Annotated in this window: 14 protein-coding genes and 3 tRNA genes; 10 read left to right on the forward strand and 7 right to left on the reverse strand. The window is 69.9% G+C overall.

The features are described 5' to 3' along the window. The first annotated feature begins 149 nt into the window (after nucleotides 1-149). On the forward strand, nucleotides 150-1,724 hold the full coding sequence (gene cimA, locus QSK34_RS27455) for a citramalate synthase (protein WP_161481848.1): 1,575 nt from the start codon (nucleotides 150-152) through the stop codon (nucleotides 1,722-1,724). Nucleotides 1,725-1,806: 82 nt separating this feature from the next. On the opposite strand, the gene QSK34_RS27460 is transcribed toward cimA, so the two are convergent. From QSK34_RS27460 to QSK34_RS27475, 4 genes are all read right to left on the reverse strand, one after another. After that, a complete protein-coding gene (locus QSK34_RS27460) occupies nucleotides 1,807-3,474 on the reverse strand; it encodes a heparinase II/III domain-containing protein (RefSeq protein ID WP_285588034.1) in 1,668 nt (555 codons plus the stop codon). A 105-nt stretch (nucleotides 3,475-3,579) separates the two neighbouring features. Further along, nucleotides 3,580-4,236, reverse strand: a complete 657-nt coding sequence (locus tag QSK34_RS27465) for a nucleotidyl transferase AbiEii/AbiGii toxin family protein (RefSeq protein ID WP_285588035.1) — start codon at nucleotides 4,234-4,236, stop codon at nucleotides 3,580-3,582. Between the two features lie 5 nt (nucleotides 4,237-4,241). After that, nucleotides 4,242-4,634 (reverse strand): hypothetical protein, encoded by a 393-nt coding sequence (locus tag QSK34_RS27470; protein ID WP_285588036.1) that lies wholly within the window; start codon nucleotides 4,632-4,634, stop codon nucleotides 4,242-4,244. Nucleotides 4,635-4,695: 61 nt separating this feature from the next. After that, nucleotides 4,696-4,977 (reverse strand): antibiotic biosynthesis monooxygenase family protein, encoded by a 282-nt coding sequence (locus QSK34_RS27475; protein ID WP_285588037.1) that lies wholly within the window; start codon nucleotides 4,975-4,977, stop codon nucleotides 4,696-4,698. A gap of 32 nt (nucleotides 4,978-5,009) precedes the next feature. On the opposite strand from QSK34_RS27475, the gene QSK34_RS27480 reads away from it, so the two are divergent. The 3 genes from QSK34_RS27480 to QSK34_RS27490 all read left to right on the forward strand — a co-directional run bounded on the left by QSK34_RS27480 (nucleotide 5,010) and on the right by QSK34_RS27490 (nucleotide 7,936). Next, nucleotides 5,010-5,780 carry a fumarylacetoacetate hydrolase family protein gene (locus QSK34_RS27480; RefSeq protein WP_285588039.1) on the forward strand — a complete coding sequence of 257 codons (771 nt, stop codon included), beginning with the start codon at nucleotides 5,010-5,012 and terminating at the stop codon, nucleotides 5,778-5,780. After that, nucleotides 5,773-7,140 (forward strand): glutamate--tRNA ligase, encoded by a 1,368-nt coding sequence (gene gltX, locus QSK34_RS27485; protein ID WP_285588041.1) that lies wholly within the window; start codon nucleotides 5,773-5,775, stop codon nucleotides 7,138-7,140. Before QSK34_RS27480 ends, gltX begins: the two co-directional genes overlap by 8 nt. A 214-nt stretch (nucleotides 7,141-7,354) precedes the next feature. Beyond that, nucleotides 7,355-7,936 (forward strand): hypothetical protein, encoded by a 582-nt coding sequence (locus QSK34_RS27490; protein WP_285588043.1) that lies wholly within the window; start codon nucleotides 7,355-7,357, stop codon nucleotides 7,934-7,936. Nucleotides 7,937-7,939: 3 nt separating this feature from the next. On the opposite strand, the gene QSK34_RS27495 is transcribed toward QSK34_RS27490, so the two are convergent. After that, entirely contained in the window at nucleotides 7,940-9,910 is a 1,971-nt protein-coding gene (locus QSK34_RS27495) for a M3 family metallopeptidase (protein ID WP_285588045.1), read from the reverse strand. Nucleotides 9,911-10,057: 147 nt separating this feature from the next. Here QSK34_RS27495 and QSK34_RS27500 point away from each other — a divergent pair. From QSK34_RS27500 to QSK34_RS27520, 5 genes are all read left to right on the forward strand, one after another. After that, a tRNA-Gln gene (locus QSK34_RS27500) sits at nucleotides 10,058-10,129 on the forward strand. A gap of 18 nt (nucleotides 10,130-10,147) precedes the next feature. Beyond that, a tRNA-Glu gene (locus QSK34_RS27505) sits at nucleotides 10,148-10,220 on the forward strand. A gap of 32 nt (nucleotides 10,221-10,252) precedes the next feature. Further along, nucleotides 10,253-10,325: transfer RNA gene (locus QSK34_RS27510), tRNA-Glu, on the forward strand. Between the two features lie 73 nt (nucleotides 10,326-10,398). Then, on the forward strand, nucleotides 10,399-11,334 hold the full coding sequence (locus QSK34_RS27515; protein WP_285588047.1) for a TlpA disulfide reductase family protein: 936 nt from the start codon (nucleotides 10,399-10,401) through the stop codon (nucleotides 11,332-11,334). Between the two features lie 41 nt (nucleotides 11,335-11,375). Continuing rightward, on the forward strand, nucleotides 11,376-11,873 hold the full coding sequence (locus tag QSK34_RS27520; protein WP_285588049.1) for a PaaI family thioesterase: 498 nt from the start codon (nucleotides 11,376-11,378) through the stop codon (nucleotides 11,871-11,873). Nucleotide 11,874: 1 nt separating this feature from the next. Here the strand turns inward: QSK34_RS27520 and QSK34_RS27525 are convergent, their stop codons facing one another. Both QSK34_RS27525 and QSK34_RS27530 read right to left on the reverse strand, forming a co-directional pair. Continuing rightward, complete coding sequence (locus QSK34_RS27525; RefSeq protein WP_285588051.1) at nucleotides 11,875-13,566, reverse strand: hypothetical protein; 1,692 nt, start codon at nucleotides 13,564-13,566, stop codon at nucleotides 11,875-11,877. A 62-nt stretch (nucleotides 13,567-13,628) separates the two neighbouring features. Further along, nucleotides 13,629-14,357: an IclR family transcriptional regulator gene (locus QSK34_RS27530; protein ID WP_062349501.1), complete on the reverse strand. Its 729-nt coding sequence runs from the start codon at nucleotides 14,355-14,357 to the stop codon at nucleotides 13,629-13,631. A 132-nt stretch (nucleotides 14,358-14,489) separates the two neighbouring features. Here QSK34_RS27530 and leuC point away from each other — a divergent pair, with 132 nt between their 5' ends. After that, complete coding sequence (gene leuC, locus QSK34_RS27535) at nucleotides 14,490-15,878, forward strand: 3-isopropylmalate dehydratase large subunit (RefSeq protein WP_030456589.1); 1,389 nt, start codon at nucleotides 14,490-14,492, stop codon at nucleotides 15,876-15,878. The last annotated feature ends 8 nt before the right edge of the window (nucleotides 15,879-15,886 follow it).

Raw genomic sequence — 15,886 nt, forward strand, 5'->3', positions numbered from 1 at the left:
CCGGCGGGTAAGCTCGGCTTCACCATGTTCAACGGTCTGCTCATTATTGGCAGGCGCGCCGGCTGACGGATCATTCCAGCCAGGCGCGCAGACCTCTCACGCCCGTGAGGGGTCTTTTTGTTTGTCTCGCAATCACCCAAGGAACCGAGATGGCCGACGACCGCTTCCACGTGTACGACACCACGCTCCGCGACGGCGCCCAGCAGGAGGGCCTCAACCTCTCCGTTGCCGACAAGCTCGCCGTCGCCCGTCACCTGGACGCCCTGGGGGTCGGTTTCATCGAGGGCGGTTGGCCGGGGGCCAACCCCAAGGACACGGAGTTCTTCCGGCGCGCTCAAACAGAGCTCGACCTGAAGCACGCGCAACTCGCCGCGTTCGGCGCGACCCGCCGGGCCGGAGTGAAGGCCGCCGACGACCCATTGGTGGCCGCCCTGCGCGACTCCGGCGCGCCCGTCGTGACCCTTGTCGCCAAGAGCCACGACCGGCACGTAGAGCTGGCCCTCCGCACGACACTGGAGGAGAACCTCGCGATGATCCGCGACACGGTCTCCCACCTGCGTGCGGAGGGCCAGCGGGTGTTCCTCGACGCCGAACACTTCTTCGACGGCTACAAGTCCAACCCGGCCTACGCCCTGGAGGTGCTCCGCACGGCGGCCGAGGCCGGGGCGTCGGTGATCGCCCTGTGCGACACCAACGGTGGGATGTTGCCCGACGAACTAGCGGACGTCGTCCACAACGCCGTGCAGACCAGCGCCCGGATCGGCATCCACTGCCACGACGACACCGGCTGCGCGGTCGCCAACACCCTCGCCGCCGTGCGGGCCGGGGCGACCCACGTGCAGGGCTGCGCCAACGGCTACGGCGAGCGCTCCGGCAACGCCAACCTGTTCACTGTGGTGGCCAACCTCCAGCTCAAGCGGGGCTTCGACCTCGTGCCGCCGGAGGCGCTGCGCGACATGACCCGCATCGCCCACGCCATCACCGAGGTCACCAACGTGACCCCCAACTCCCACGCCCCCTACGTCGGCGCCTCGGCCTTCGCCCACAAGGCCGGCCTGCACGCCTCGGCGATCAAGGTCGACCCGAACCTCTACCAGCACATCGACCCCGCCGAGGTCGGCAACGACATGCGCATGCTGGTCTCCGACATGGCCGGCCGCGCCTCGGTCGAGCTGAAGGGCCGCGAGCTCGGCTACGACCTGAGCGGCGACCAGTCGCGTGAGCTGGTCGACCGGGTCAAGGACCTGGAGTCGCGCGGCCACACCTTCGAGGCCGCCGACGCGTCCTTCGAGCTGCTGCTCCGCGACACCCTCCACGGCGAGCGCCGCCGCCACTTCACGGTGGAGTCGTGGCGCGTGATCGTCGAACGCCGCCCGACGGGCGAGGTCGTCAGCGAGGCGACCGTGAAGGTCCACGCCAAGGGCGAGCGCATCGTCGCGACCGGCGAGGGCAACGGCCCCGTGAACGCCCTCGACCGGGCGGTCCGGCTGGCACTGGAGAAGCTCTACCCCGAGCTGGCCACCGTCGAGCTGATCGACTTCAAGGTCCGCATCCTGGAGGGCACCCACGGCACTGACGCGGTGACCCGCGTCCTGGTCACGTCGAGCGACCCGAAGGGCGACTGGAGCACGGTCGGCGTCGACGAGAACATCATCGAGGCGTCCTGGCAGGCCCTGGAGCAGGCCGTGACGTTCGGCCTGCTCCGCGCCGGCTACGAAATCTGACTGCCTGTCTGATGGCCGGGCCTGCGGCGCGGCGGGCCCGGCCGCCTTCAGGCCGGGCCTGGACTGTTGGCCTTGGAATCCGTCAGACCAGGTTTTTTCCGGAAACCTTGAAGGTGACCGGGCCATTCGGGGTGTGTGCGATGACCGTGCTGCCCGAACAGGTCACCGAGCCCTCGGCGGTGCCCGGCACGACCACGGTCAGCAGCCCCTTGGCCGACGGCGACACGATCACCGGGGCGGCGGTCTTCTGCATGTAGGTCTGGGAGATCCAGCCCTGGAAGGGCTTCGGCTGCCCCGAGACGATCTTCTGGCCCTTCACCGGCTTGCAGCCCGGCAGCGCGAACTGCACGACCGAGGCCCGCCAGTCGTTGTCCTTCACCACGACCCGGCCGCCCTCGTTGCCGACGACCGAGAACCGCGGGTCGAGGTGCCAGAGGTTGCGCACCTTCCCGGACGCGACCGTGTCGAGGACCGCCATGACGTCCTTCTTGTCGTGGTTGACCAGCACGGCCCGGGTCCGGCTGACGCCGTAGGCCCGGTCGGTCAGCGTGTACGACTGGCGGTCGTCCTTGACGGTCTTCTTGGTCAGCGACGACGGCGTGCCCGGCCGCAGCCTGCGGCCCTGCGGGATCGGGACGTTGTGGGCCTCGGGGCTGAGGGTCCAGTTGCGGTAGGGGCTCGGCTCGTAGGAGTGGAATCCGGCCTCGGTCAGGATCGGCCGGCCCTGGGCGTAGTAGGTGACGCCGAGATGGTCTTCGTGGCCGTGGAACTTCATGCCGGGGCCGTACCGGATCGAGTAGTAGGAGGCGTCCTTGGCATCCCAGGCGGACCGCCCGAAGACGTACCCGGCCTTGTAGATCTGGACCTTCGAGTCGGGCCGGGCGTAGGCCGACGGCTGCACGTCGGCCGCGCCGTCGCCGATCGGCACCAGGAAGCCGTTGGGCATCGTGGCGGCCGAGATGTGCTCGGGCATCAGGTCGAAACGCGAGGCCATCTCGGCAGGCACCTTCTGGCCGCATTCGCGGATCCGGTCCATGGCGACCTTGAGCCGCTCGTGGAAGTAGATCGCGTACCGGGGCGACTGCTCCAGGAGGGCGCCCTGGGAGTCGACGTCCATCTTGGTGGTCGTGGTCATCCGGCTCAGCGCCTTGGCCTTCCACGCCTTGTTGCCCATGCGGCACCCGACGCCCAGCAGGGCGATGTCGGCGTCGAGCCCGTGGTTGTGGCCCCACTTGTAGTGGGAGTTGTCGTTGAGGAACCGCGCGTGGCCGTGGAGGCTGTCGGTCAGCCACTTGGCCGAGACGTGCTTCGACAGGCACACCAGCACCGGCGTCCGCAACGAGACGGTGTGCTCGGCCCACGCCAGCTTCGGGGTGTTGCGCCCGTGGTAGGGGTTCTTCTCCACCCAGTCCTTGATCACGGCCGTGCCGCGGGCCAGGTAGGACGCCTTGCCGGTGGTCTCGTAGTCGGCCACCAGCCGCCCGGCCCAGCGCAGCGACTGGAACACCATGACCCAGGACCGGTTCTTGTACGGGTCGAGCTTCCAGTCGACCCTGTCACCGATCTTGACGGGGTCGAGATCGAGGAACCCCAGCTCACCGTCCATGACCTCGGGGGAGGTCGGCGTCGAGGGCAACCACTCACCCTGACACTCGGGCGTCTTCGCCACGGCATGGGCGGGCCCGGCCTGGATCAGGCTCCCTAACACGACAAGAACGGCGAACACGCCGATTCGGATACGGCGCGTCACGCCTGTTCCTTCCATACGGGGGGCGCGGCTCATGCTGGCCGACGGTACGTCGCAGGTCAAGTCGGTCGGCGGAGCCTGGGAAACACCTGAGAAGCGGGGAACGTGCTAATCGGCGATCTCGTCACCGGCCAGGCGAAGCGAAAGATCGTTGTACCAGTCCAGTGCGAACTGCCGGATGCACTCGATGCGGTCGTGGGACAGGCCGTATTGGCGGAAGACCCGCTCGTCGGTCTCTATCGCGGTCTCCAGCCGGTCTACCAGCCGGATGAGATTGAAGTCGTCGTCGAACACCGACCCGAGGCGTTCCAGCGTGGTGAAGCTGTAGAACTCGCGGACGGATGCGACGTCGATGAGGTCACGCGGGACGTTGCGCCCGTTCAGCGCCGCCACCTTCATGCCGACCATGTCTTCAAGGCTGGCGACGGGGATGTCGTGCTTGTGGACCGGTGCCTTCTGCAGCGGCTCCTTCATGAGGTCGACCGCCATGGACTGCTCGGTGACGGGGTCTGTGACGATCAGGCGGCCGAGCAGGGGAGTGCCGCGGACCTCCTCGGCCGCTAGGCCGTGTCGCCGGAACGCCTCGGCCATCGCCCTCGTGGCCGCGGGAATGGAGGGGGCGTCGAAGGTGGCGAAGTCGAGATCCTGGCTGGGTCGCTCGACCAGGCCGTGGGCTCGCATCGCGTAGCCGCCCGCCAGGACCAGGCGGTGTTCGTCGCACACCTTCAGGGCGACCGTGAGAACGCGCCGATGGAAATCGGGCATCTCCATCAGGCGGAACGCCTCGCCTCAAGGGCTTCCCGCGCGTGGCGGAGTTCGGCCCTGAGCGCGGGGCCGCCCCGCTCGGCCACCTCGCGGAGGACGGGAAAACGATCTTCCCACGTGTCGACGTAGGCGGAGCCGAGCATCAGATGGAACCTCGGCCACACTTCCAGCAGCCGGTCGAAGGCCAGGTAGTGCTCCACGTCGGCCCGCACGCCCTCCGTGATGACGATCTGGTACATCATCCGGCATTCGGTGGGGTCGCCCACGTCGAAGCTGCGCTGGCCCGACCAGCAGAGGCGCAACGGCAACTCGACCACGCCGTCGACCGGGCCGCGCAGCGCCGCCAGTGAGGTGGGCGCGCGGTCCGGGACGTCCGCGTAGCGGCTCGGAAAAGCCATGTCCCCAGTATCCCCGCGCCCCTCCCGCCGTGCAGCTGTTTGGTTCAGATCCCGTACAGGACTAGCCCGCCGCCGGTCCGGCGCTCTGGACCACGTCGAAGGTCCACACCTCCGCCTGGCCCTGTCCGTGCCCCTGCCCCGACCACCGCTGGAAGTCCTCCTCGCTCCGCCAGCGCGTGTAGACCAGGTATCTGTCCGTGCCCTCGACCGGCCGCAGGAGTTCGAACCACTCGAAGCCGTCGGCCGTCTCCACCGTTCCGGCGCGCCCCGCGAAGCGCCGTTCGAGGTCGTCGCGCATCTCCGCCGGGACGGTCAGGACGTTGATCTTCACTACCGATGCCATGGCGCCACCTTACGAGGCACTAGCCTGGGACGGTGCGTATCGCGAGGTTCTCCACTGGTGGCGGGGTCGCCTTCGGTGTGGTCGAAGAGGGCGAGCAGGTGCTCGCGAGGATCGACGGGCATCCCTTCGGCGGGGTGTCGCTGACGGGGGAGCGGTTCCCCGTCGCCGAGGTGCGCATGGTCGCGCCGATGTTGCCGTCCAAGGTCGTGGCGATCGGGCGCAACTACGCCGACCACGCCAGGGAGATGGGCAACGACGTGCCGGAGGAGCCGATGATCTTCCTGAAGCCGTCGACCTCGGTGATCGGGCACAACGAGCCGATCGCCTACCCCGAGCACCTCACCCAGCACGTCGACTACGAGGGCGAGCTCGCCGTCGTCATCGGGCGGCTCTGCCGCGACGTGCCGGTCGAGCGGGCCAATGACGTCATCCTCGGTTACACCTGCGCCAACGACGTGACCGCCCGTGACCTGCAGAAGAAGGACGTCCAGTTCACCCGGGCCAAGGGGTTCGACACGTTCTGCCCGCTCGGGCCGTGGATCGAGACCGACCTCGACGCCTCCGACCTCGCGCTCACCACGACGGTCAACGGCGAGTTGCGGCAGAGCGGGCGCACCTCCCAGCTGATCTTCGACATCCCGGCGCTCATCGCCCACGTGACCGCCGTCATGACCCTCCTGCCGGGTGACGTCATCCTCACCGGCACCCCCGCCGGCGTCGGGCCGGTCAAGCCCGGTGACGAGGTCTCCGTGGGCATCGAAGGCATTGGAACTCTCACCAACAGGGTTGTCTCTCGTGACTGAGGTACGTGTTCGCTTCGCGCCGTCCCCGACCGGCATGTTCCACGTGGGCGGCGCCCGGTCGGCCCTCTTCAACTGGGCCGTCGCCGAGCAGACCGGCGGAAAGTTCGTGCTCCGCATCGAGGACACCGACGCCGCCCGCAACCGCCCCGAGTGGACCGAGGGCATCATCTCGGCGCTGGCGTGGATCGGCATCCACAGCGAGTCGCCGTTGTTCGAGGGGCCCTACTTCCAGTCGTCCTACGCCGACCAGCACCGCGAGACGGCCGCCCGCCTCTTCAAGGAGGGCCGCGCCTACCACTGCACGTGCACCCGCGACGACGTGAAGGCCCGCACGGGTTCGGAGCACAAGGGCTACGACGGCCACTGCCGCGACCGCGGCCTGACCGAGGGCGCGCTGCGCTTCCGCACCCCCGACACCGGCGTCACCGTGGTCGAAGACCTGGTCAGGGGCACGGTCGAGTTCCCCAACGACGCGATGGAAGACTTCGTGATCTCCCGCGCCGACGGCTCGCCGCTGTTCGTGCTGGCCAACGTGGTCGACGACGTCGAGATGCGCATCACCGAGGTCGTCCGCGCCGAGGAGCACCTGTCGAACACGCCGAAGCAGCAGCTGCTGTGGGAGGCGCTCGGCCACACCCCGCCCGTGTGGGCGCACCTCCCGGTGATCGTCAACGAGAAGCGCCAGAAGTTGTCGAAGCGGCGCGACAAGGTGGCCCTGGAGTCCTACCGCGACGAGGGCTACCTGGCCGAGGCCATGGTCAACTACCTGATGCTGCTCGGCTGGGGCCCCGGCGACGACCGCGAGATCATGCCGTGGTCGGAGATGGCCCCCCTGTTCGACCTCCGCAACGTCAACCTGTCGTCGGCCTTCTTCGACGAGAAGAAGCTGCGCGCCTTCAACGGCGAGTACATCCGCAAGCTGACCCTCGACGAGTTCGTCGAGCGCTGCGACCCGTTCCTCGACCCGTCATGGGACCGGGCGACCTTCCGTAAGGTCGCCGAACTGGCCCAGACCCGCGTGGCGGTCCTGTCGGAGATCGCCCCCAACGTCGACTTCCTGTTCCTCGACGAGCCCGTCCACGACCAGCAGTCGTGGGACAAGGCCATGAAGGCGGGCGCGACCGAGGTCCTGACCGGCTACGCCGCCCGCCTGGCCGACGTCGACTGGACCCCCGACGCCCTGAAGACCGCTCTTGAGGAGGTCGGCGCCGAACACGGCCTCAAGCTGGGCAAGGCGCAGGCCCCGGTCCGCGTGGCGATCACCGGCCGCACGGTCGGCCTGCCGCTGTTCGAGTCGATCGAGGTCCTCGGCCGCGAGAAGTCGATCGAGCGCGTCAACGCGGCCCTGTCGAAGCTCTGACGTTCCATCGGCCGCCTGCCCCGGCAGGCGGCCGTTCTCAGAGGCCTTTCCCGTTACGGCTCCGCCCACCCCGGCTCCGCCCGCCGCCTCCGCCCCCCGCCGCGACCGGCGCTCCTCACCCGCTCCCGCCTCCCGCCGCGACGGCGGGCACCCAGGGTTTCCGGCCGGAAAGACCAGGGTCCACAGGCGGCCGCGCGGCTCCCACACTGGGCGCATGTCGCCCTTACGCTCCAGGTTGTTCCGTGCACTTGTCGCGGTCACGGTCGCCACAACGGTCGTGCTGGCCCCGGCCGGACCGGCGTCCGCCGGGATCTGGCAGATGACCGACGGGTTCGAGCCCGCCAGTGATCCGGCGTCCCGCTGGTCGCCCACCGTCGTGGGCACCTGCTGGGGGCCCCACTACACGGGTGGCATCGGGCCCGCCCGCACCGGCACCGGCTTCGCCCACTGGCGGGTCCTCTACCGGCCCGACTGGTGCTCCATCGGGCGCACCATCACCCTCACGCCGGTGGTGACCCGCCCGGGGCCCATCAGGTGCAGCGCGGGCGTCTGGGCGCGGCTGCGCGGCGGTGACCCCCAGTTCGCCCTCGAAGTGATCGATCCCGACACCTGGACGTACATCGCACTGAAGACCGTGCCCTATCCGGGCTGGCGGGCCGACTACACCCTCCACACGGTGAGCTGGACCGCGCAGCGCCCCGACGTCGTGCTGCGCCTCACCCTCGGGGCCATGGGGAACGGGCCCTACCCGGCCGAGATCGAACTCGACGACGTCGTCGTGCAGTGCACCTACTGACGGTCAGAGCAGCCCGCGCCTTTCCAGCAGCGGTTCGATGCGCGGATCGCGGCCGCGGAAGGCGCGGAAGGCCTCCATCGGGTCGGCGCTGCCGCCCTTCGACAACAACCGCGACCGGAAGACGTCGCCGTTCTCCCGGGTCAGGCCGCCGTTCTCGGTGAACCAGTCGACCGTGTCCGCGTCGAGGACCTCGCTCCAGATGTAGGAGTAGTAGCCCGCCGCGTATCCGCTGGCCCAGATGTGCGCGAAGTAGGTGCTCCGGTAGCGGGGCGGCACCGCCGGCAGGTCGAGCCCCGCGCCGCGCAGGGCCGCCACCTCGAACGTCTCGGCGTCGCCGCCCTCGTAGTCGGTGTGCCAGGCCCAGTCGAGCAGGGTGGCGGCCAGGTATTCGACCGTCGCGAAGCCCTGGTTGAACTTCTGCGCCTCCAGCATCCGGTCGACCAGTTCGCCCGGCATCGGCTCGCCGGTCTCGTGGTGCCGGGCGTAGTTGGCCAGGATCTCCGGATGGGTCGCCCACATCTCGTTCACCTGGGACGGGTACTCGACGAAGTCGCGTGGCACCGACGTGCCGGAGAAGCGGGGGAAGCGCACGTCGGAGAACAGGCCGTGCAGGGCGTGGCCGAACTCGTGGAACATCGTGTTGACCTCGTCGAAGGTCATCAGGGTCGGCTCGCCCTTGACGATGTTGAGGTTGTTGACCACGACCGGGCGGTGACCAGTGAGGCCCGACTGGTGGACGAGGCTGTTCATCCACGCCCCGCCGCGCTTGGACGCCCGCGCGTGGAAGTCGCCCAGGAACAGGCCCAGCGGGGAGCCGTCTTCGTTGGCGACCTCCCAGACCCGCACGTCGGGGTGGTAGCCGATCAGGTCGGGGCGCTCGGTGAACGACAGGCCGTAGAGGCGGTGGGCGGCGTGGAAGACGCCGTCGACCAGGACGCGGTTGAGCTCGAAGTAGGGCCGCATGGCGGCGCTGTCGATGTCGTAGCGGGCCTGGCGCACCTTCTCGGCGTAGAACGCCCAGTCCCAGGCCTCGATCGGGAAGCCGGCCTGCTCCTCCAGGGCCTCCTGCTCGCGGCGGGCGTTGGCGACGGCGGGGGTGACGAGCTTGTCGAGCATCTCGGTCACCGCGCCGGTGGTGCCGGCGGTCTGGTCGGCCAGGACGAACTCGGCGTGGTTGCGGTAGCCGAGCAGGTTGGCCCGTTCGCGGCGGAGCCGGGCGATGCGGGTGATCAGGCCGGCGTTGGCGGCGCCCCGGCCCGTGGAGGCGCGGTGGACGCGCTCGCGCAGCGACCGGTCGGTCAGCGACGACAACACGGGCTGGCCGGTCGGCAGCACCAGGGTGATCAGGTACTTCCCGTCGAGCCCCCGCTGGGCGGCGGTCTCGCGCAGCCCGGCGATCTCGTCGGCGGACAGGCCGTCGAGGGCCGAGGCGTCGTCGACCGCGACCGCGCGCTCGTTGGTGTCGGCGAGCAGGTTCTGCTGGAAGGAGGTGGCCAGGCCGGACAGCTCCTCGTTGATCGCGCGGAGGCGGGCCTGCTGGCCCTCGTCGAGCTCGGCCCCGGCGCGCACGAAGTCGGTGAGGTAGCGCTGGAGCAGCCACTGCTCCTCCGGCACGTCGGTCCGCACGGCCTTGAGCCGCGCGTAGAGCGCCGCGTTGAGGTGGATGGAGTCGCCGTGGGCGGCCAGCTTGGGCGTGATCTCCTTCTGGATCTCCTGGATGCCGGGCGTGGTGTCGCTGCCCGCCTGGTTGAAGAAGACGATGGAGACCCGCTGGAGCGTCTCGCCGGCCCGTTCGAGCGCCTCGACCGTGTTCGCGAAGGTCGCGGGGGCCGGATCGGACGCGATGGCGTCGACTTCGGCGAGGTGCTCGGCCATGCCCCGTTCGAACGCCGGAACGTAGTGCTCCTCCCTGATCTCCGCGAACGGCGGCAGCCGATAGGGGAGGGCGCTGGGCGTGAGGAACGGGTTGGTCATCGGCCGGACTCCTTCGCGAATCGGGACTTTCAGCTTGTCACACCGGTCATCGGCGAGGCGATCGGCTTTCGTTTTGGCAGTGGGCCCGGAGCTGGGCTATTCTTTCGGAGTCGCGAGCGATAGCCCCCCGGGGAACAAGTTCGCTGATGGGGTATGGTGTAATTGGCAACACGACTGATTCTGGTTCAGTTATTCTAGGTTCGAGTCCTGGTACCCCAGCGCACGCAGTGCAGCTTTGCTCCCGTCGTCTAGTGGCCTAGGACGCCGCCCTCTCAAGGCGGTAACGGCGGTTCGAATCCGCTCGGGAGTACGAGAATTTCCCCTCTCACCAGCAGTTTGTATGGCTCCGTCGTCTAGTGGCCTAGGACGCCGCCCTCTCAAGGCGGTAGCGGCGGTTCGAATCCGCTCGGGGCTACCTTGAAGCGGGCTCCCTCCCCGGGAGTCCGCTTTTTTGTTGCCCTCAGATTGGATAGTGCTACTATCGATATATGAGCTATCTACTGGTTGACGGACGTGAAGAGATCATCGCCGGGGCCGTGGTGCCTCACGGCGTGCCGCTGATGGGCTGGGAGCGCAAGCCCCATGGGTGGTGCCGGGGAGACGCCTGCATCCCGTCGTTCCGCGCCGCCGCGGCCGAATCGGCCGAGGGTGTCGACGTGGTCACGTTCGCCGAGCTGCTCGGACGTCCCGTGGTGACGGGCGAGGGGGTCATCGCGGTCGGCGAGCCCGTCGCGGCCGATCTGGGCGTCGCGCCCGACTTCACCCTCGACGGGTTCACCCTGTCGTCGCTGCGGGGGAGGAAGGTCGTCCTGGTCTTCTGGGCGTCGTGGTGCGGGTGCCGTTACGACCTGCCGGCCTGGCTGGCCCTCGGCGGCGAGCTGCCCGTCGAGATCGTGCCGATCTCCCTCGACCGTGACCGCGCCGACGCCGCCGCCTGGCACGACGGGCCCGTCGACGCCGAGGGTGTCGTGGCCGAGCTCTACAACGTCGTCAACGTGCCCACCGTGGTCTGGATCGACGAGGAGGGCCGCGTCGCCCGCCCGCAGGACACCATGACCGCCACCGACACCTTCCGCTCCATGAACGGCCTCTCGTCGGAGGCCGCCGTCGCGGCGCTGCGCCACTGGGCGCTGACCGGCGAGTCGGGCGCCTCGGGCCAGAGCCTGCGCCGGGCCACCGACGAGGAGCGCACCGCCCGCCTGCACGCCCGGATCGCCGCCTGGGCCTTCCGCGAGGGCCGCCCCGACCAGGCTCGCCGCCATCTGGCGGTCGCGGCCGAGCTGGCCCCTCATGACGTGGCGATCAGGCGCGGTCTGATGCCGCTCGACGGGATCGACCCGTTCGGCGAGGCCTACTTCGCCCTCAAGGGCGAACTGGAGGACGCGGGCATCGCGATCTACCGCCCGCTCCCCGACTGGTCGTGAGGATTTGCCTCCGGCCACCCCTGGGTTCCAAAATTAGACCCATGACGACCACGATGCAGAGCCGGACCCACTCCTGGGCGCCCCCGACGATCCCCGCCGACGTCGCCGAGATGTCCGGCCTGGAGTTCCTCCAGGCCATGCTCGACGGGAAGATCCCGGCGCCGCCCATCGCGGGGACCCTGGGCTTCACCATGCTCAAGGTGGAGAAGGGGCTGGCCCTGTTCGAGGGGGAGACGGGCGAGCATCAGTACAACCCGATGGGCACCGTCCACGGCGGCTACTTCGCCACCCTGCTCGACTCGGCGCTCGGGTGCGCGATCATGACCGCCCTGCCGGCGGGGCGGGCGTACACGACCGTGCAGCTCAACGTGAACATGGTCAGGCCCGCGTTCGCGCACACCGGGCCGCTGCGGTGTGAGGCCAGGACCCTGCACGTCGGCCGGACCACCGCCACCGCCGAGGGGTCGCTCGTGGGCGTGAACGACGGCAAGCTCTACGCCCACGGCACCACGACCTGCGCGGTCTTCCCCCTGGTGTAGGTCAGCCGCCCGAGCGGGCCTTGAACAGGGCACGCTTGGCGGCCTTGCCGACGTTGCGGTCGGGGTGGGCCTCGGCGATCGCCTCGAGGAGTTCGTCGAGGTGGGGGTGGCGGACCTTCCAGATCACGTCGAGCAGGCTGATCAGGTCGGTCGCCGGGCCGATGTCCTCAAGGCTGCTGACGAACTCGGCGCGGCCCAGGCCCGCCGAGATGGTCCACATGTCGAGGATCAGCCAGTGGGTGTCGGCCTGGGTCGGCTCGGGCGCGCCCTCGACCTCGAGCTGCGTGAGGTGGGTGGCGGCGTAGGAGCGCAGCGACTCCTCGGCCAGGGCCTTCTTCCAGGCCGGGATCGCCACCTCGCCGAGCTGACCGACCAGGGAGGCGGCCTGGACGCGTACGAGCGCGTCGGACTCGTCTTCCACGGCGGCGCCGAGCAGTTCCTCGGCGGCCTGGGCGGGCTCGCGCAGGCGCATCCAGGCGGCGAACTCGGCGTCGGCCTCCTCTTCGGACATGTCGGCGCTGAGCGACAGCAGGTCGTGGGCCGTCATGGCGTCGATGGCCGGGCGGGCGTCGATGTCGAGGTCGGCCTCGTCGACCAGGTGGACGACGCCCTCGGTGCCCAGGGACGTCAGCCGGACCGTCTGGCCGTCGACCTCGGCCATGCCGTAGCCGGTCAGCCAGTCGAGGACGGGGGCCAGCGGGTCGCCGGCCGCCTCCCAGGCGGCGTCGCCCAGGTCGTCGTAGTCGCGGACCGCCTCGGCCAGCTCCTCGCGCAGCTCGTCGAGCGCCTTCTGACCGCCGCTCAGCAGGACCCGGATCAGGGTCTCGCGGGTCAGGCCCGACAGGGCCAGGGTCAGGTCGTCGTCGTCGAGCTCGGGGTCGCCGTAGTCGATCGAGCCGAGGCCGAGCATCCAGGCGTCGAGGACGTCTTCGTCGTCGTCGAACGGCCAGGCGGCGGTGTCGGAGTCGATGCTCACGGTGTCCTCACCCGAGGGGGTGACGAACTCCAGGTCGATCGCGAGGTTCCACAGGTTCCACAACTTCTGCGGGCCGGACAGGCCCAGGGCCGTCACGGCCTCCTCGACCTCGGCGTCGGTCAGCAGCGTCGACTCGCCGACCTTGCGGTCGGTGCCGATCCAGACCGACAGGTCGCGGGCGGCGGCGATCAGCGGCACCCGGCGGGCGTCGGCGGCCAGCTCGGCGTCGGGGCGCAGCCGCAGGGTCGGCAGCTCGGCGAGCTCGTCGGCGAAGGGCTCGAAGTCGCCGAGGCCCTCGTCCTCCTCGCCGTCGTCCTCCTCGTCCCACTCGGTCTCGCCGATGGCGTCCTCCATGCGGTCGACGAAGTCGTCCTCCAGCGCGTCGAGCTCGTTGAGCAGCAGCTCCAGGCGGTCGGAGGCGGGCGTCAGGCGACCGGTCTCGTCGAGGAAGGTCAGGTAGGACCGCAACGACGGCACCATCGCGTCGGCGGCGGCGTCGGGGTCTTCGACCACCTGTGGAAGGCGGTCGAGCATGAGGGGGCGCAGATCGTCGCGGCGCCAGTGGCCCACGTCGGAACGCTGGCTCAGGCGGTGCCACAGGGCGGCCGAGCCGACCAGGTCGGGGTCGCTTTCCGGGGCGTGGACGGGCACCCAGAGAAGGAATTCCTGGAGCAGGGGACGCAGTTCAGCCGCGGCTGCCTCAATGCGATCTGTCACCCCGCCAGCCTAGGGCCAACAGGCGAAGCCATCTAACCGGTTAGCCCCCTTCGGCCCACCGTTCAGGACCCGTTCGCGCCCGCCCTGCGCATGGCTTCGGTGATGCGGTCGGCGGCGCTCACGACGGGCGCGGCGTGGAGGCGGCCGGGGGTGCGGGTGAGGCGCTCTATGGGGCCCGAGACCGACACGGCGGCGATCACCTTGCCGCCCACGCCCCGGATGGGCGCCGACACCGAGGCGACGCCCTGTTCGCGCTCGCCGACGCTGTGGGCCCAGCCGCGCCGCCGGACGCTGGCCAGGGTCGCGGCGGTGAACTTGGCGCCGCGCAGGCCGCGGTGGAGCCGGTCGGGCTCCTCCCAGGCCAGCAGGATCTGGGCGGCCGACCCGGCGCTCATCGGCAGCGCCGACCCGACGGGAACGGTGTCGCGCAGGCCGCTGGCGCGTTCCGCCGCCGCGACGCACACCCGCTCGTCGCCCTGGCGGCGGTAGAGCTGGGCGCTCTCGCCGGTGAGGTCGCGCAACTGGGTCAGGACGGGACCCGCGACCGCGAGCAGGCGGTCTTCGCCCGCCGCGGTGGACAACTCGGACAACCGCGGCCCCAATATGAAACGGCCCTGCGTGTCGCGGGACACGATCCGGTGATGCTCCAGGGCCACCGCGAGGCGGTGGGCAGTGGGCCGGGCCAACCCGGTGGCCTGGACCAACTGCGCCAGCGACGCCGGTCCGGCCTCCAGGGCGTTGAGCACGAGGACGGCCTTGTCGAGTACGCCGACTCCGCTAGAGTTGTCCATACCCCGATACTGCCGTCTCGCTATCCGAGATGCAACCGCAGTAGTGGCGGTAAGAAGATACAGTGTCCATATCCCGATATATCAGTCTCATGATAAGAGACGGGACGATAACGCGAGGAGGCGTTGGAGACCATGGGACGCACACTGGCCGAGAAAGTATGGGAGCAGCACGTCGTCAGGCGCGCCGACGGTGAGCCCGACCTGCTCTTCATCGACCTCCACCTCATCCACGAGGTGACCAGCCCGCAGGCGTTCGACGGGCTCCGCATGGCCGGGCGGCCGGTGCGCCGCCCGGACCTGACCATCGCCACCGAAGACCACAACGTGCCGACGGTCCGCGGCCCGATCGCCGACCCGGTGTCCCGCACCCAGGTCGAGACGCTGCGCAAGAACGCCGCCGAGTTCGGCATCAGGCTCCACCCCATGGGCGACGCCGGCCAGGGCGTGGTGCACATCATCGGCCCGCAGTTCGGGCTCACCCAGCCGGGCATGACGATCGTCTGCGGCGACAGCCACACCTCGACCCACGGCGCCTTCGGCGGCATCGCGTTCGGCATCGGCACCTCCGAGGTGGAGCACGTGCTGGCCACGCAGACGCTGCCGGCCTACCGGCCGAAGACGATGGCGATCGAGGTCAAGGGCGCGCTGCCGTTCGGCGTCACGGCCAAGGACCTGATCCTGGCGATCATCGCCGAGATCGGCACCGGCGGCGGCCAGGGCTACATCGTCGAATACCGCGGCGAGGCGATCCGGAACCTCTCGATGGAGGGCCGGATGACCGTCTGCAACATGTCCATCGAGGCGGGCGCCCGCGCGGGCATGATCGCCCCCGACCAGACGACCTTCGACTACCTGAAGGGCCGTCCCCACGCCCCCGAGGGCGAGGCGTGGGACGCCGCGGTCGAATACTGGAAGACGCTGCGCACCGACGACGACGCCGTCTTCGACAAGGTCGTGGAGATCGACGCCGCGACGCTCACCCCGTTCGTCACGTGGGGCACCAACCCCGGGCAGGGGGCGCCGCTGAGCTCGGTCGTCCCGGCGCCGGAGCAGTTCGGCGACCCGATCGAGCGGTCGGCCGCCGAGCGGGCGCTGGAGTACATGGGGCTGACCGCCGGCACCCGGCTCACCGACGTCGAGGTCGACACGGTGTTCGTCGGCTCGTGCACCAACGGCCGGCTCGAAGACCTGCGGGCCGCCGCCGAGATCCTCCAGGGCCGTCAGGTCAAGACCCGCACGCTGATCGTGCCGGGCTCGATGATGGTCAAGCTCCAGGCCGAGGCCGAAGGGCTCCACGAGGTGTTCAAGGCCGCCGGGGCCGAGTGGCGGGAGGCCGGGTGCTCGATGTGCCTGGGCATGAACCCCGACACCCTCGCGCCGGGGGAGCGCAGCGCCTCCACGTCCAACCGCAACTTCGAGGGCCGGCAGGGCAAGGGTGGCCGCACCCACCTGGTGTCGCCGCAGGTCGCCGCGGCGACCGCCGTCACCGGCAAGCTGACCGCCCCCGCCGACCTCGTCTGACCCGGAGA

This window comes from Herbidospora sp. NBRC 101105 (assembly GCF_030269205.1).
Classification (GTDB): domain Bacteria; phylum Actinomycetota; class Actinomycetes; order Streptosporangiales; family Streptosporangiaceae; genus Herbidospora; species Herbidospora solisilvae.

What these genes read in the sequence shown, in the direction of transcription:
- cimA (WP_161481848.1), top strand. Translation starts at nt 150, where the DNA reads ATGGCCGACGACCGCTTCCACGTGTACGACACCACGCTCCGCGACGGC.
- QSK34_RS27465 (WP_285588035.1), bottom strand. Translation starts at nt 4,236, where the DNA reads ATGCCCGATTTCCATCGGCGCGTTCTCACGGTCGCCCTGAAGGTGTGC.
- QSK34_RS27470 (WP_285588036.1), bottom strand. Translation starts at nt 4,634, where the DNA reads ATGGCTTTTCCGAGCCGCTACGCGGACGTCCCGGACCGCGCGCCCACC.
- QSK34_RS27475 (WP_285588037.1), bottom strand. Translation starts at nt 4,977, where the DNA reads ATGGCATCGGTAGTGAAGATCAACGTCCTGACCGTCCCGGCGGAGATG.
- QSK34_RS27490 (WP_285588043.1), top strand. Translation starts at nt 7,355, where the DNA reads ATGTCGCCCTTACGCTCCAGGTTGTTCCGTGCACTTGTCGCGGTCACG.
- QSK34_RS27495 (WP_285588045.1), bottom strand. Translation starts at nt 9,910, where the DNA reads ATGACCAACCCGTTCCTCACGCCCAGCGCCCTCCCCTATCGGCTGCCG.
- QSK34_RS27515 (WP_285588047.1), top strand. Translation starts at nt 10,399, where the DNA reads ATGAGCTATCTACTGGTTGACGGACGTGAAGAGATCATCGCCGGGGCC.
- QSK34_RS27520 (WP_285588049.1), top strand. Translation starts at nt 11,376, where the DNA reads ATGACGACCACGATGCAGAGCCGGACCCACTCCTGGGCGCCCCCGACG.
- QSK34_RS27530 (WP_062349501.1), bottom strand. Translation starts at nt 14,357, where the DNA reads ATGGACAACTCTAGCGGAGTCGGCGTACTCGACAAGGCCGTCCTCGTG.
- leuC (WP_030456589.1), top strand. Translation starts at nt 14,490, where the DNA reads ATGGGACGCACACTGGCCGAGAAAGTATGGGAGCAGCACGTCGTCAGG.